13 protein-coding genes are annotated in these 15,831 nt (G+C 56.9%); 12 read left to right on the top strand and 1 reads right to left on the bottom strand.

Annotated features, from left to right (window positions below; all coding sequences use genetic code 11):
* The 10 genes from rpsR to ppdK all read left to right on the top strand — a co-directional run.
* A partial coding sequence (gene rpsR / locus PKY88_05800; protein HOQ04708.1) for a 30S ribosomal protein S18 occupies positions 1-251 on the top strand: 251 nt, incomplete at its 5' end.
* Between the two features lie 69 nt (positions 252-320).
* The gene (rplI, locus tag PKY88_05795; protein HOQ04707.1) at positions 321-803 is read left to right on the top strand and encodes a 50S ribosomal protein L9; all 483 of its coding nucleotides are present in this window, start codon (positions 321-323) and stop codon (positions 801-803) included.
* Positions 772-2,199 carry a replicative DNA helicase gene (gene dnaB, locus PKY88_05790; GenBank protein ID HOQ04706.1) on the top strand — a complete coding sequence of 476 codons (1,428 nt, stop codon included), beginning with the start codon at positions 772-774 and terminating at the stop codon, positions 2,197-2,199. Before rplI ends, dnaB begins: the two co-directional genes overlap by 32 nt.
* Before the next feature lie 37 nt (positions 2,200-2,236).
* Positions 2,237-4,540: an outer membrane protein assembly factor BamA gene (bamA, locus tag PKY88_05785; protein HOQ04705.1), complete on the top strand. Its 2,304-nt coding sequence runs from the start codon at positions 2,237-2,239 to the stop codon at positions 4,538-4,540.
* A 78-nt stretch (positions 4,541-4,618) separates the two neighbouring features.
* Entirely contained in the window at positions 4,619-5,221 is a 603-nt protein-coding gene (locus PKY88_05780; protein HOQ04704.1) for an OmpH family outer membrane protein, read from the top strand.
* 24 nt (positions 5,222-5,245) lie between these two features.
* The gene (gene lpxD / locus PKY88_05775) at positions 5,246-6,304 is read left to right on the top strand and encodes a UDP-3-O-(3-hydroxymyristoyl)glucosamine N-acyltransferase (protein ID HOQ04703.1); all 1,059 of its coding nucleotides are present in this window, start codon (positions 5,246-5,248) and stop codon (positions 6,302-6,304) included.
* A complete protein-coding gene (lpxC, locus tag PKY88_05770; protein ID HOQ04702.1) occupies positions 6,282-7,583 on the top strand; it encodes a UDP-3-O-acyl-N-acetylglucosamine deacetylase in 1,302 nt (433 codons plus the stop codon). Before lpxD ends, lpxC begins: the two co-directional genes overlap by 23 nt.
* Positions 7,584-7,619: 36 nt before the next feature.
* Positions 7,620-8,429, top strand: a complete 810-nt coding sequence (lpxA, locus tag PKY88_05765) for an acyl-ACP--UDP-N-acetylglucosamine O-acyltransferase (GenBank protein HOQ04701.1) — start codon at positions 7,620-7,622, stop codon at positions 8,427-8,429.
* Between the two features lie 22 nt (positions 8,430-8,451).
* Positions 8,452-9,459, top strand: a complete 1,008-nt coding sequence (locus tag PKY88_05760) for a Gfo/Idh/MocA family oxidoreductase (protein HOQ04700.1) — start codon at positions 8,452-8,454, stop codon at positions 9,457-9,459.
* A 173-nt stretch (positions 9,460-9,632) separates the two neighbouring features.
* A complete protein-coding gene (ppdK, locus tag PKY88_05755; GenBank protein HOQ04699.1) occupies positions 9,633-12,428 on the top strand; it encodes a pyruvate, phosphate dikinase in 2,796 nt (931 codons plus the stop codon).
* Positions 12,429-12,771: 343 nt separating this feature from the next.
* On the opposite strand, the gene PKY88_05750 is transcribed toward ppdK, so the two are convergent.
* A complete protein-coding gene (locus PKY88_05750) occupies positions 12,772-13,467 on the bottom strand; it encodes a methyltransferase domain-containing protein (GenBank protein ID HOQ04698.1) in 696 nt (231 codons plus the stop codon).
* Positions 13,468-13,635: 168 nt separating this feature from the next.
* On the opposite strand from PKY88_05750, the gene PKY88_05745 reads away from it, so the two are divergent.
* Both PKY88_05745 and PKY88_05740 read left to right on the top strand, forming a co-directional pair.
* On the top strand, positions 13,636-14,319 hold the full coding sequence (locus PKY88_05745; protein HOQ04697.1) for a response regulator transcription factor: 684 nt from the start codon (positions 13,636-13,638) through the stop codon (positions 14,317-14,319).
* A complete protein-coding gene (locus PKY88_05740; protein HOQ04696.1) occupies positions 14,316-15,737 on the top strand; it encodes an ATP-binding protein in 1,422 nt (473 codons plus the stop codon). Before PKY88_05745 ends, PKY88_05740 begins: the two co-directional genes overlap by 4 nt.
* Positions 15,738-15,831 lie beyond the last annotated feature (94 nt).

Genomic DNA, 15,831 nt, shown 5'->3' with positions numbered 1-15,831 from the left:
AAGAAACAGGACCCAGCAAAAAGAAAAAGAAATTTTTGACCACTCTCCGGGAGCAGACGCAGTGCCGGTTCTGCCGGGAAGGCCGGGGGTACATCGATTACAAAGATGTCGAGGCGCTGCAGAAGCTGCTGACCAATCGCGGCAAGATTTTTTCCCGCAAGCGGAGCGGCAACTGTGCCAGCTGTCAGCGAAAAGTGAAGCTGGCGATTAAGCGGGCCCGGTTTATGGCGCTGCTTCCGTTTACGGCCTAAGGAAGATTCCTGCCGGACGAAGGCGGTTTTTAGGAGAGTGCGAACCAGCAGAATGACAGGAGTCAAGCGATGAAAGTATTACTGTGTGAAGATGTAGCCAAACTGGGATGGCTGGGTGACATTGTCGAAGTCAAAGACGGCTATGCCCGCAATTATCTGCTGCCGCAGGGGTTGGCGGTGATTCCGACGGAAGCGGCGATTCGGTCGCTGGCGGAGGAAAAGGCGCGTCGCGCCGAGGCCCGGCGTCTGGCTCGTCTTGAGAAAGAGCGGCTGAGTGCTTCGCTGGAAGGCGTTGAAATTTCCCTGACGGCCAAGGCCAACGAACAAGGGCATTTGTTCGGTTCCGTAACGGAAGCGGATATTGCCGAGGCGCTGCAGCGGAAAGGGTTTGCCGTGTCGGCAGAGATGGTGCATCTGGAAGCCCATATCAAGGAAGTGGGAACGCGCGATGTCGTCATCAAAACGGCGTCGGATTTGAAGGCGACGGTGCGGGTCATCGTGGCCGCAGAGGAAGCAGTCCTTGGCACAGACGAAGAAACCAGCGGTCAATAATCGCTCCGCGGGGTCTGCGGAAGGAGCGGAGGGGGTTGCGGGACGGAAAATTCCTGCATCTCCGGAGGCCGAGGCGGCCCTGCTCGGCTCGATGATTCTGGATCCGCTGTGCATCGGACGGGTGGTGGAACATCTGAAGGCGGATTCGTTTTCACTGCCGGAGCATCAGCTGGTGTTTGAAGCGCTGGTGCATCTGTTTGAAGAGCGGCGGGAAGTGGACCTGGTGACGCTGAAGGACGAGCTGGAAAAGCAGGGACATCTGGCGGCCGTGGGGGGGATGGAGTATGTGCTGCGGCTGGCGGAAGCGGTGCCGACGGCGGCCAATTATGAGTACTATATGCAGATTGTCCAGCAGAAGTCGATTCTGCGGGATTTGGCGTATGTCTGTCAGGAGATTCTGCAGGATGTCTGCGACCCGACCGGGGAAAGCGATGAGAAGCTGGATGAGGCCGAAAAGAAGATTTTCCAGGTGACGGAGCGGAAAATCAGCGGGACGGCCGAACCGATTCGCAATCTGATTTATCAGGCGTTTGAGGCGATTGACGCCCGCAAAGGAGGCACCGGTGTCACGGGGGTGCCGACAGGGTTTCAGGAGCTGGATGATTTGCTCGGCGGGCTTCAGTACGGGGATATGATTATTGTGGCGGGCCGTCCAAGCATGGGCAAGACCAGTTTTGCCCTGAATATGGCTGAATACATCGGGGCGGATGCGGACCTTCCGGTCGTGATTTTTTCTCTGGAAATGAGCAAGCAGCAGCTGACGGAGCGTTTTTTGTGCAGCCGGACGGGTCTGAACCTGCAGATGCTCCGCAAGGGGTTAATCAGCACCGAGCAGCATCAGCAGCTGGTGGAGGAAGGGGCGCGGCTGTCCGAAAAGCCGATTTTTATTGATGATACACCGGGCCTGACGCCGCTGATGATACGGGCCAAGTGCCGGCGGCTCAAGAGCCAGTATCAGATTCAGGCGGTGTTTATTGATTACCTGCAGCTGATGAGCTTGGGGGGGAAGGTCGAATCCCGCCAGCAGGAAATCAGCACGATTTCCCGCTATTTGAAGTCGCTGGCTCGGGAGCTGGCGGTTCCGGTGGTGGTGCTCAGCCAGCTGAACCGCGCTCCGGAAGGGCGGGAGGACCATCGTCCGCGGATGAGCGACCTGCGGGAAAGCGGCAGCATTGAGCAGGATGCCGATGTGATTCTGCTGCTGCATCGGGAATCGTATTATCGGCGTTCCGACGGGGAGGATGCCGCCGAGGACAATACCGCCGAGGTGATTGTAGCTAAGCAGCGAAACGGACCGACGGGAAAGATTGATTTGCTGTTTGACGGTGCGTGCACGCGGTTTCGTGAAAAATATCGGGGCTCTGTGCCGGAGGACTATCGCGAGCCGCCGATTTGAGGACAGAACCGGCGAGAAACAGACAGGAGGTTGCCGAATGCGAACAGGATGGCTTTTCGGGATGGTTTTGGCGGTATGGCTGACGGCGGAGTCCCTTGTGCAGGCACAGGAGGACCAGCCGGAGGGGCTTGTCATCGGGTCGATTGAGACGGCCGGCACCGTGACGCTCACCCGTGCACAGGTGCTGTCCACCGTGCGGGCCCGGGTGGGGCAGGTATTTCGGGCGGAGCAGGCCGCAGAGGATGTGAAGCGGCTGGCCTCGCTGGAGGGAGTGGATACGGCCTATTACAATGCCAAGGTCGCGGACGGCAAGGTGGTGCTCACCTATGTGATTGTGGAAAAGAACCTGATTCGTTCCATTGTTCTGCAGGGCAACAAGAAGGTGAGCGATTCGCGTCTGCTCAGCGAGCTGGGAATCAAGCAGGGGGATTATCTGGACCAGTTTCAGGTCAAGTCGGGGGTGGAAAAACTGAAAGAGTATTACCGGAAGAAGGGCTATTCGCAGGCGAAGGTGACGCTGGACGAGAGCCGGCTGATTGTCGGACAGGTGATTTTTACGATTGAGGAAGGCCCGCGGACCAAAGTCCGCAAGGTGGTTTTTGAAGGGAATGAGGCGTTCTCGGATGAGCAGCTGCTCAAGGCCGTCAAGACGCGTCCGAAGAAGTTTCTGGTGTTTCCGGTGTACTGGGACCAGGAGCAGATGACTAAGGATGAGCAGCAGCTGCTGGATTTTTACCGCAAACAGGGGTATCTGGACATCAAGGCGGAGTCTTCGGTATTGTTCAGTGAAGACCGAAAGACGGCGGAGGTGACGTTTCGGGTGACGGAGGGGCCGCAGTACAAGGTGGAATCGATGGCGCTCAGCGGCTATTTGTTTGAGGATGAAGAGGCGCTTCGGTCGGAGCTGAAACTGAAGCCCGATTCGCCGTTCAGTCCGGACCGGCTGGAGTATGATGTCAAGAAGATTCGCACCCGCTATCGGTCGGAAGGGTATCTGGATGTGCAGGTGGAAACGGTGCGGAAGGAGCTGGAGGGACATCGGGTAGCCGTGGAGCAGAAGATTACGGAGGGGCCGCGGTACCGCATCGGCCAGATTACGATTACCGGCAATCGGATGATTAAAGATTATGCCATTCGGCGGGTTCTGGATGAGGAAGGGTTCCGTCCGGGCAGCTGGTATGACGGGGCGGCAGCTGCGGGCGACGGGAAGGGTGAACTGGAGAAGATTGTTCAGCAGACGACGGCGGCCCAGTCGGTGACGATTGTGCCCAGCGGGACGGAACCGCAGCGTCGGGATGCGCTGGTGCAGATTGCGGAGGGGCAGACGGGAACGATTATGCTGGGAGCGGGGATTGCCAGCGACAGCGGGCTGATCGGTCAGATATCCCTGGACCAGCGGAACTTTGATATTACGGACTGGCCGACGAGCTTTTCGGATTTGTTTACCGGCAAGGCGTTTCGCGGGGCGGGTCAGCGGTTTCGGGCGATGTACAGTCCGGGCCGCCGGTGGACGAGTTATTCGGTCGGTTTTACCGAGCCGTATCTGTATGACCAGCCGCTGGCGCTGGATTTGGCATATTCCGGCTTTACGCGGATTCGGGAATCGTATGATGAAAAGCGGACCGGACCGAGTTTCGGTCTGACGCGGCGCTATCCGGATGACTGGCGGAGGGGGATTTCGTTCCGATTTGAAAATGTGAGCGTCGAAAATCTGGATGATGTGGTGCCGTCGGATGTTTTGGATGTGGCAGGCGACAACCTGCGGCTTGGGACACGGTTCTGGATGGGGCTGGACAAGACCGACAGCCGGTTTCGCCCGAGCAAAGGATATAATTTTGACGCTGGGTATGAACAAGTGCTCGGGGACCACACCTACGGCCTGGTGACGGCGACCCAGCGGTGGTATAAGACACTGTATGAGGATTTGGCCGAACACAAGACGATCCTGGAAACCAAGCTGTTCGGCGGCACGGTGGTCGGCAGCAGTCCGACGTATGACCGGTTTTACGGCGGGGGCATCGGGTCGATTCGGGGCTTTCGGTATCGCGGCATCAGCCCGCGCGGCGAGAATGATGACCCAATCGGCAGCGACTGGATGGTTCAGGGCAGTGTGGAGGCTGCCATTCCGCTGGGCAGCGAGACGTTTTCATGGCTGCTGTTTACAGATGCCGGCTTATTTGAGAGCGGGCCGATCCGCACGTCAGTCGGCACGGGAATTCAGATTTTAATTCCGCAGATTTTCGGACCGGTGCCGATGCGGTTTGAACTGGGGGCTCCGATTACCAAAGATGATGATGATGAAACGCAGGCCTTCAGTTTTTCGGTGGGGGCTCTGTTTTAAAAAGTCAGAAGTTGAACAGCAAAACTCAAAACGACGAAGCAGCGGAAAGACTAATTGAGATTCGGAAAGGCGAATGAAATGAACGGACACAAAGGACATGGATGGATTTTAACGGCTGTGCTGGCGGGTTGTGCGGCGTGGATGCTTTTTCAGCAGGGATTTGCAGCATCGGAGGAGAAATATGCGCCGGCTCGGATTGGGGTTGTGGATGTGACGAAGATTCTGGAGAACTGCAAAAAGAACAAGCAGTGGCAGGAAAAGGCGGAGGCGGACCGAAGCCGGGTACAGGCGGAATTTCAGCAGATGCGCAAGGACCTGGAAACCCTGCAGGCGAATATCAAGCAGCTCAAGCCCGGCAGCAGCGACTATTTTGCACTGATGGGCGAATATGAAGAGAAGCGGGCGGTGATGGAAGGGCGCAATACGTTTTACGAGAACAAGTTCACGCAGGAAATGCAGCAGTGGATGGAGGCGCTGTACAGCGATTTTCTGAAGGTGATTGAGATGGTGGCCCGGGAGAAGGGGCTGGATATGGTGGTGGGCAAGGAGACCCTGGAGATGCCGGCGCCGACGCTGCGGGATTTTATGCTGAGCGTCAAGACGCAGAAGGTGCTGTACAGCCGGCCGGAACTGGATATTACGGATGAGGTGCTGGCGGCTCTGGATAAGCTGAGCAATTAGTCAGACGGGAAAAGGATTTCAGAAATGGAAGGCGGACCTTCGGTTCGGGAAATGACGGTAGCGGAGCTGGCGGAACGGCTGGGGGGGCGGCTGTGCGGACCGGGACGGCAGACCGTTCACGGCGTCAATACGCTTCGGGATGCGTCGCCGGAGGAAGTGAGTTTCCTGACGGAGGAAAAGCAGCGTCCGCTGCTGGCGGATTGCCGGGCGGCGGCGGTTTTGGTTCCGCAGGAGACGGAGAACTGCCGTCTAACGCAGATTGTTGTCGGGAATGTTCAGAAGGCCCTGATTGAGGCGCTGAAGCTGTTTGCTCCGCCGCTGACGAGCTGGAAGGGTGTGCATCCGACGGCGGTTGTGGAACCGGATGCGGTTCTCGAAGAGGGCGTCGGCATCGGGCCGAATACGTACATCGGTCATCAGGTTCGCATCGGGGCCTATACGGTCATCGGGCCCAACTGCAGCATCGGGGAGCGGACACAGATTGGTTCGCGCTGCCGGCTGGACAGCAATGTGGTGGTGTATCACGACTGCCGCATCGGGAACTTCTGCATCCTGCAGTCGCACTGCACGATTGGGGCGACGGGGTTCGGATATGCGTTTGTGGACGGCCGGCATCAGCTGATTCCGCACAACGGCGGGGTGATTCTGGAGGATGGGGTGGAAATCGGGGCCAACAGCTGTGTGGACCGGGCGAAATTCGGCCAGACGGTTGTCGGGGCCGGCACGAAGATTGATAATCTGGTGCAGGTCGGGCATAATGTGCGCATCGGCCGAATGTGTCTGCTGGCCGGGCAGGTCGGGCTGGCGGGCAGTGCGGTGCTCGGGGATGGGGTCGTGCTGGGCGGACAGGTGGGGGTTGCAGACCATATCACGGTCGGCTCCGGGGCGATGGCCGGAGCGGCGGCCACGATTGTCGAGAATGTCGAGCCGGGCGGTCAGGTTTGGGGAACACCGGCGCAGGAAATCGCGGCGGAAAAGCGCTCAGCCGTGTGGTACCGGCGGCTGCCGAAACTGGCCGAAGAGGTCCGGGAACTGAAGAAAAGGATTCAGCAGCTTGAAAATGCAAAAAACAATCCGGCATGAGGGAGAACTGTCCGGACGCGGGCTGTTTTTCGGACAGGAAGCCCATGTAGTGTTTCGGCCTGCCGAGCCGGATACAGGGATTGTGTTCGTCCGGACGGATTTGGAGCGTCCGGTTCGGATACGGGTCTGTCCGGAGTCGATTGTGGAACGGCAGCGTCGGTCCGCCCTGGGCAACGGGGATGTGCTGATTGAGACGTCGGAGCACTGTCTTGCAGCGGCGGCGGCGCTGGGGCTGGACAATCTGATTATTGAGATGGATGCATCGGAACTGCCGGGGTTTGACGGCAGCAGCGAGGAGTATTTCAAGACGCTGGTGAAATGCGAGCCGGTGGAACAGAATAAGCCCCGTCGGGAGCTGGTGATTCGCGAGCCGGTGTGCATTCAGGACGGAGAGAAGGCGATTTATGCACTGCCGGATGCGACGGGCGGGCTGCACCTGACGTTTGATATGGATTACACGCAGCATACGGGGATCGGCCGGCAGACGTATTCGTGCCGGCTCAGTGAGGCGCATTTTGCGACGCATCTGGCGCCGGCGCGGACGTTTGTTCTGGAGGCGGAGGCCCGTCAGATGCAGGCGGCGGGAATCGGGACGCATTTGAGTCCCCGTCAGATTCTGGTCATCAGCTCCGACGGGCCCATTCGGAACAGTTATCGGTTTCCGGATGAGTGTGTGCGTCATAAGGTGGTGGATTTAATCGGGGATCTGATGCTGGCTGGGATGCCGATTGTGGGCCGCATTGTGGCGTACAAGAGCGGGCATGCCCTCAATCATCAGCTGGTGAAGGCCCTGATTGAACAGGATCGAAAGCACCGCGGTCTGAGTCCGGCGGGCAAACCGCTACTGGATATCCGGCGGATTCAGAAAATCCTGCCGCATCGGTATCCGTTTCTGCTGGTGGATAAGGTGATTGAGGTGGAGGAGGACCGTCGGATTACGGCGGTGAAAAATGTGACCATCAATGAGCACTTTTTTCAGGGACATTTTCCAGGTGCGCCGGTGATGCCGGGCGTGCTGATTGTCGAGGCGATGGCGCAGGTGTGCGGGCTTTTGTTTGCGCAGACGCTGGAGCACACCGGCAAACTGGCGGTACTGCTGACGATGGACCAGGTGAAGATTCGCAAGTCGGTTGTGCCGGGGGATCAGCTGATTCTGACGGCGGAGGCCGACAAGGTGCGCAGCCGTGCGGCCAAGTGCAGCTGTACGGCCAAGGTGGGCTCGGAAATTGTGGCCGAGGCCCAGCTGAAGTTTATGCTTGTTGACGATGAAGTTGGATAAAAGACGAAACCAGAATAGCGGAGGAATCAAACGAGTATGAGTACACAGATACATCCCACGGCGGTGGTGCATCCGAGCGCGCAGCTGGGGGATGGTGTAGTAATTGGTCCGTATTGTGTTGTGGAAGAAGGGGTGACGATTGGGGACGGGACGGTCCTGGATGCGCACGTGATTATCGGAAAGCGGACGAAGCTGGGCTGCCGGAATCGGCTGTTTCCGAATTGTGTCATCGGCAAGCCGCCGCAGATTCTGGGGGCCAATGACCAGACGCCGATCGGCGGACTGAAAATCGGCGACAACAACGTCATTCGGGAATTCGTGACGATTCATCCGAGCATGCATCCGGAGGAAGATACGATTGTCGGCAGCGGCAACCTGCTGATGATCGGGGTCCATCTGGGGCATGACTGCATTCTGGAGGATAAGATTGTCATCAGCAACTATACGCAGGTGAGCGGCCACTGCAAGATTGAGATGGGGGCTTGGCTGAGCGGGCTGGTGGCGATTCATCAGTTTTGTACAGTGGGCAAGTGGTGCTATGCGGCGGGCTATACGGGGATTAATCACGATGTGCCGCCGTTTGTGATTATCAGCGGGCATTATCCGCACGAAGTTCGGGCGCTGAACAAGCGCGGGATGGCGCGGGCCGGACTGAATGACGAGCAGAAGGCGGCGCTGTTTGAGGCGTTCAAGTTTATCTGGCGAAGTGACAAGCCGGTTCTGGAGCAGGTGCGTCTGCTGGCGGAGCGTGACGGGCTGTGTGAGCCGGTCAAGGCGATTGTGGATTCGCTTTTGAACAGCAGCCGGCAGCGGTTCGGGCGGTATCGGGAACTGTTCCGGGATTAGCGGGAAAGGAAAACACCGGACGATGACTCCACTGCGAACAGCGGTCGTAGGGGCGGGCAAGATGGGGGCTCTGCATGCGCAGGTGTACAGCCGGCTTCCGGAAAGCCGGCTGACGGCGGTGGTGGATACGGATGCGGCCCGGGCCCGTTCGCTGGCGGAACAGTACGGCTGTGAGGCGCTGACCGACCCGAAAGACCTGATTGGACGGGTGGATGCCGTGACGATTTCAGCGCCGACTGCGGTGCATTTTTCGCTGGCGGAATTGTTTCTGAAACATCGCATTCCGGTGCTGATTGAGAAGCCGCTGGCGTCGAACGTAGAGGAAGGACGGCGGATTGTTCAGCTGGCACAGCAGACGCAGACGGTGGTGGCGGTGGGGCATTCGGAGCGCTGCAATCCGGTGGTGCAGGCGATGAAGCGGCTGGAGATTGAGCCGCGGTTTATTGAGGCTGACCGGGTCAGTCCGTATCCGTTTCGCTCGGCGGATGTCGGTGTGGTGCTGGATATCATGATTCACGATATTGATATTATTTTGTCGCTGGCCCGCAGTCCGGTCCGTCAGGTCGAGGCGGTGGGGGTGAACGTAATCGGAGACCATGAGGATATCTGCAATGCCAGGCTGATTTTTGAGAACGGCTGCATTGCCAACATCACGGCCTCACGGCTGGCTCTGAAGACGGAGCGGAAGGTGCGGGTATTCAGCCGACAGGCCTATCTGAGCGTGGATTATTTCCGCAAAGAAGGCATTGTCATCAAAACCGACCCGAATATTGATGTAATTAAGTGGATTCGGGAACATCAGGAGGCGGGGGATTTTGATTTTTCCCAGGTCAAATGGACGGAACTTCTGCATATTGAGCATCTGGATATAACAGAATCGGAACCGCTTCGGGTGGAGCAGGAGGCGTTTCTGCGGGCGGTTCTGGAGCCGGGGAAAAGACCGGAAGTGACGGCGGAAGAAGGACTTGCGGCTCTTGAATGTGCAGATATGATTTTACAGAAAGTTCGCGAGCACAAATGGAATCCTTAAAGCCCTGATTGGGGGTTTTAGCGGTTGACAGGGCGGTTTTTTGGGGATATATTCCGCTTTCTTTGGTGCGGGAGAAAAGAGGGAGATGTTCTATCCAGAGAGGCCGACAGGTGTCGGGGGAACGAATCCCCCGTTTCAGTTGGGTAACAATGAATCTTTTAGGGAGATAATCGATGGCAACAGCAAAGACAGTGAAGAAGGACGGCGCCAAAAGCAAAGCGTCCTCCTCCAGAGGCCGGTCGGAAAAGCCGGCGAAGATGGTGTATTTCTTCGGCGGCGGCAAGGCCGACGGTGATGCAAAGATGAAGGAGCTGCTGGGCGGCAAGGGCGCTAATCTGGCCGAGATGGCCAAATTGGGGGTTCCGGTGCCTCCGGGCTTTACGATTACCACGGAGGTGTGCACGTATTACTACAAGCACAACAGAAAGTATCCGGAAGGATTGAAGGAGGAAGTGGACAAGGCACTGGCCAAGGTGGAAAAGATTATGGGCCGCAAGTTCGGCGACCCGAAGAACCCGTTGCTGGTTTCCGTGCGGTCCGGTGCCCGCTCCTCGATGCCCGGAATGATGGAAACGGTGCTGAATGTCGGTCTGACGACCCAAACAATTCCGGGGCTGATTGCGCAAAGCGGCAATGAGCGGTTTGTGTATGATGCCTACCGGCGGCTGATTATGATGTACTCGGATGTGGTGATGGAGAAGGCCGAGGGCATTGAGCCGAAGGACGATGAGGGCATTCGCCGCCAGCTGGAAAAAATCATGGATGAACTGAAGAAGAGCAAGGGGTATCAATCGGATACAGATCTGACGACCGAGGACCTCAAGCTGCTCTGTGAGCAGTTCAAGAAGAAGGTCAAAGAGGTGCTGGGCAAGGAGTTTCCGGATGATGCGCAGGACCAGCTGTGGGGCGGTATCCATGCGGTGTTTGCCTCCTGGAACGGCAAGCGGGCGGTCAGCTATCGCCGGATTGAAGGGATTCCGGACGACTGGGGCACGGCGGTCAATGTGCAGACGATGGTGTTCGGAAACATGGGAGAGGACTGTGCGACCGGCGTGGCCTTCTCCCGAAACCCGGGCAACGGCGAGAACAAGTTCTACGGCGAATATCTGGTCAATGCGCAGGGTGAAGACGTGGTGGCGGGCATTCGGACGCCGGCGCCTATCAATGCCGAGTCGCAGTCGGAGCACAATAAGCACCTGGTGACGCTCGAGAAGGCGATGCCGAAGCTGTATAAGGAGCTGGTCCGCATCAAGAACCTGCTTGAGAAGCATTATCGGGATATGCAGGATATAGAGTTCACGATTGAGCGGGGCCGGCTGTTTATGCTCCAGTGCCGCGTCGGCAAGCGGAACGGACCGGCGGCGGTGCGGATGGCCGTGGATATGGTCAACGAGAAGCTGATTAAGCCGGAAGAGGCCGTGATGCGAGTAACGCCGGCTCAGCTGGATGAACTGCTGCATCCGATTATCGACCCGAAGGTCGAAAAAGAGCAGAAAGTGCTGGCCAAGGGCCTGCCGGCCGGACCGGGCGGAGCGACCGGACAGATTGTCTTTACGGCGGCGGATGCGGTCGCCTGGACTTCGCAGGGCAAATCGGTGATTCTGGTGCGGGAAGAGACCAATCCGGAAGACGTGGAAGGGATGCGGGCGGCCAAGGCGATTCTGACGGCCCGCGGCGGGATGACCAGTCATGCGGCGCTGGTGGCCCGCGGCTGGGGCAAGTGCTGCATCGTCGGCTGTGCGGCCCTGCATGTAGAGCCGTCCAAGAAGGAAATCCGAATTGACGGTACGGTTCTGCGGGAAGGCGACTGGATTACGCTCAACGGCACCAAAGGCAATGTCTATCTCGGGCAGCTGCCGATGATGGATGTCGGCGAAGAGAACAAGATTCTGATGAGCTTTCTGAAGCTGTGCGACAAGGTCCGCACGCTGGGGGTCCGCACGAATGCGGATACGCCGGAGGATGCGGCCCGTGCCCGTCAGTTCGGTGCCGAAGGCATCGGTCTGTTCCGCATGGAGCACATGTTCTACGGCAAGAACAGCGAGCAGCCGCTGTTTTATCTGCGCAAGATGATTATGTCCCGCACGCCGGAAGAGCGGCGCAAAGCGCTGGATGAACTGTTCCCGTTTGTCAAGAAGGACATCAAGGCGACGCTGGAGGCGATGGACGGCCTGCCGGTGGTGATTCGTCTGCTGGACCCGCCGCTGCATGAGTTTGTGCCGCAGGATGAGGCCAAGCGGGCCGAACTGGCCAAGTCTCTGAACATTGATTTGAATGAGCTGGCCAAGCGGGCCGAGGCGCTGCATGAGGTCAACCCGATGATGGGCCATCGCGGCGTGCGGCTCGGGGTGACCTATCCGGAAGTGACGGAGATGCAGGTGCGGGCGATTTACGAGGCCGCGGCGGAACTCGTGCAGGCGGGCAAGAAGCCCTATCCGGAAATCATGATTCCCGTGGTCTGCGATGTCAACGAGCTGAAGGACCAGATGGCGATTGTTCAGCGGGTCTATCAGGAAGTGCTGGCCAAGTACAACCTGAAGAAACTCAAGACGCTGACCGGCACGATGATTGAGATTCCGCGGGCGGCCTTGCTGGCGGACCGGATTGCCGAGCAGGCGGCCTTCTTCAGCTTCGGTACGAATGACCTGACGCAGATGACGTTCGGCTTCAGCCGGGATGACATCGGCGGCTTTATGCGGGATTATCTGGACAAGAAGATTCTGCCGGGCGACCCGTTTGAGAGCATTGATGTCAGCGGCGTAGGCGAGCTGATTCGCATCGGCATCGAACGCGGCCGCAAGATCAATCCGAATCTGGAAATCGGCATCTGCGGCGAGCACGGCGGTGAGCCGAAGAGCGTGGAGTTCTGCCATAAGGTCGGAATGAATTACGTCAGCTGCTCGCCGTTCCGGGTACCGATTGCCCGGCTGGCGGCGGCCCAGGCGGCGGTTCGCAACAGCAAGAAGTAAGCTGTTTTGACGGCGGATTTGGCTTTTCAAAAGGTGTGTCCTTCGGGGCACACCTTTTTTTGTGCCTGACAGCCCTGCGGTCCTTTCCTCACCCCCTCCGGTTATTCCCGCACATTTCCCGTCATTCCCGCGCAGGCGAGAATCTAACTTTTCCAAGCAGACGGATACCAGTGCCGGACTTCCGCATCGGCGGAAGAAAGGAAAATGAAGAATAGAGAATGAAGAAAAATTACCGGCGTTCAGACTCCGGCAGGGAAAAGTCCGAAGAGTCCCTTATCCTCCGAAACGTTAAGCGAAAGAGAATGACGGAAGTCCGGAGTTCGGCGTCATTGGTTCGATGCTCTTATTTTTGAGGATGCCGGAGTACGGCGTACCACTGCATCGAAAAGCCGGGCAGCGGGACAATCCAGCGGGCGACGGTCAGACCGGCTCGACGTACGTCCTCTGCGAACTGCCAGGGACTGATGGGTTTGCGCGACGACCCGGAGAAATGGCTGAGGGCATGCTTGAGGGTATATTTCAGGGCATCGGTTGCCAGCGTAGAGAAGAAGGAAATGACAATCGGGCCTTTGGAAATCCGGCTCAGTTCCTGCAGGAGCTGCTGACGAACCTGCGGTTCGGGGAAGTGGTGGATGAGCCGGTTGCAGACGACAGCATCAAACTGAAAGTTTTGAAAAGGGGTATGGAAGGCATCAACCAGGACGAACTCGTCCGATTCGTTTTGAGGAAATTTCGAGGCATTTTGGCGGGCATATTCGAGCATGGAAGGGGAGGCATCCGCCTCTACAACCCGATAGCCCAATCGTTTCAAGAGGGGATACATTCTTCCGGCTCCGCAGGGCAGGTCGAGCACTCGGCTGCCTTCCAGGACGCCGGCCAGGCCCTTGGCGATGGCGGCCTCCTCCCGTAAATGCCGGCGTCGGCCGGCGGCGGTTTGATAAAGCCCGGCATACCGCTCGGCTGTAGAAGGTTTCTTATAATGGTTGAGAATCTGAGATGGAGATGTGAAGGGAACTAAAGTGTTTTTCGTGCAATCCATTTTTATTCCTTTGCGATTCCTGCCGCAAAAGGGTTATATGTGATTTTTTCATTTTTATTGTACTATTTAAAATCTGAAGAGAACCTGAAGAAGGTTTTTTTCTTTAGAAAATTTGATATAGAATAAATAAAGACAGGATATGTCTTGTAGAAATAAGGATCAAGCGATATGCGAGTTTTGATTATAGATGATGAGCGTCGCCTTGCCGAAAATATTGCCCAAATTCTCAAAGAGAGGGAGCAATATGCCGTGGATATTTCGCTGGATGGAATAGACGGCTTTCATATGTTCCGGAGCAATACCTATGATTTGGTGATTTTGGATTGGATGCTGCCGGGGATGGATGGTCTGGAGATTCTGCATCGAATCCGTCGGGAAGGGAAAAAGACACCGGTTCTGATTTTAAGTGCTCGCGATACTCCGGAGGATATCATTCGAGGGCTGGATTGCGGCAGTGATGATTATTTAACTAAGCCGTTTGATATGGGAGAATTGGCGGCTCGATGTAAGTCGCTGATACGCCGTTCGTATGGTCAGGTGAATTCTGTTCTTTGTATCGGAGAGTTGTTAATCGATACGTCTGCCCGGCGAGTTAAGCTGGGCGGCAAACCATTGAATCTGACGGCGATGGAGTATCAGACGCTGCTGCATCTGGCATTGCGAAAAGGAGAGGTGGTTTCGAAGGAGGAACTGCTGGAGCATTTGTATGATTTCAACTGGGAACGGTTTTCCAATGTGATTGAGGTGTATGTTTCCTCCCTTCGCCGAAAGATTGATCCCAAGGAGCCGCAGCGGTATATCCGAACCTGTCGGGGACAGGGATACCTTTTGAATGAGCCGATGAACCAATGAAGATGCTGTCGATGAAAAGCCGGATTGGGTTGTGTATTGCCGGGGTAATTGTTCTGGTGCTGGGGGTTCTTTTAACTGTTTCGCATTATGAATTTGAGGAAGCCCAGTTTCGGAATCTGGACTACCGGCTTCGAACGGATGCAGAGGCCGTTCGTCAGATTATTCTTTCGGATGGACTTTATACGGAGGATGCGGAAAAAGAGGTGCGGATGATTCTGGAAAGCCGGGCGGGAACCAAACGGCTTGGGTATGCGGTCTGGGAGGGGACCTCGGAGGTTTGGCTGCAGAAGGCCGATTTGCTGGATGTGAGAGATTTTCTTCTCCGAAACAGCGAGAAGATTTCCGCCAAGGAGGAGATATGGATTTCGTCGATCGATGGGGGTTCTCGAGGCCGTGTGCTTTGGGCTCGGTACAGCATTCCGGATTCGGCAGGAAAGGGGGAGCGTCTTATCAATATCGCGATGGCAATCAGCGATGACTCTCCTTATCATGAGACAGCCGAGTTTACTCGGCTGCTGATTCTGATCGGAATCGGTCTTTTGTCGGTGTCGATGGCAGCCGTCTACGGTATTTTCCGCTGGGGATTTCGCCCGATTGATGTGCTCACAAAGCAAATGGGACAGATTTCCGGCAGGAATGTATCGCAGGTATCTTTTGATTTTCCGCCGATGCCGACGGAGCTGCTGCCGTTTGTCAAGGCCTGGCAGGTTATGCTTCAGCGTTTGTCGGAGGCAATGGAGGAGCAGCAGCGGTTTATCTCGGATGCGGCTCATGAATTGAGGACACCGCTGGCCCTGATGAAAAGTACGCTTCAATTGTCTCAATCCCAGCCGCGCTCTGTAGACTTTTATAAACGGACGATTAGTCAAACCCTCGAAGACCTCGAACGGCTGAATCGACTGGTTCAGCAGATGCTCGAATTGTCGCGTCTGGAGAGTCTTCCGGCGCAGTTGGAACAAGAATTGTTTGACTTGGGCCTGCTGCTGGAGGAGGTGGTTGAACAATATATGCCGTATGCCCAGGAACGCGGTTTTCGGCTGGATTATGAAAAAGGTTCCGCTTGGGTGAGGGCTCATCGGGAGCAGATGCGCCGATTGTTCTGCAATCTGCTGGACAATGCGATTCAATACGGCCCTGCGGGAACTCCGATTGCGGTTCGGATGAAATCGGATGAACGGTTTGTTCGGGTGGATGTTCATGATGAAGGCGGGCGGATTCCTCCGGAGGAACAGCCTTTTTTGTTTCGCCGGTTCTATCGTGTGCACAAAGCCCGGGACCGCGATTCGGGCGGGACGGGACTGGGGCTGGCGATTGCCCGTGAAATTGCCGTTCTTCACGGGGGAGATATTTCCGTTCGGTCCAGCCCCCAGGAGGGGACGACATTTACTGTCTCTGTTCCGCTGAACAGGGAGCGTTGAGTTGTGCCGAAGAAGAGGTGCGCTGGTTGTCGAGCTGTTTTGACGGAAGGGCCAATGGGAGAATCCAGGGCCGGGGTGCTCAGGAGGTTGAAAC

The organism is Anaerohalosphaeraceae bacterium (assembly GCA_035378985.1).
In the GTDB taxonomy this organism is placed as follows: Bacteria; Planctomycetota; Phycisphaerae; order Sedimentisphaerales; family Anaerohalosphaeraceae; genus JAHDQI01.
This window is presented reverse-complemented; position numbering and strand designations above follow the sequence as displayed.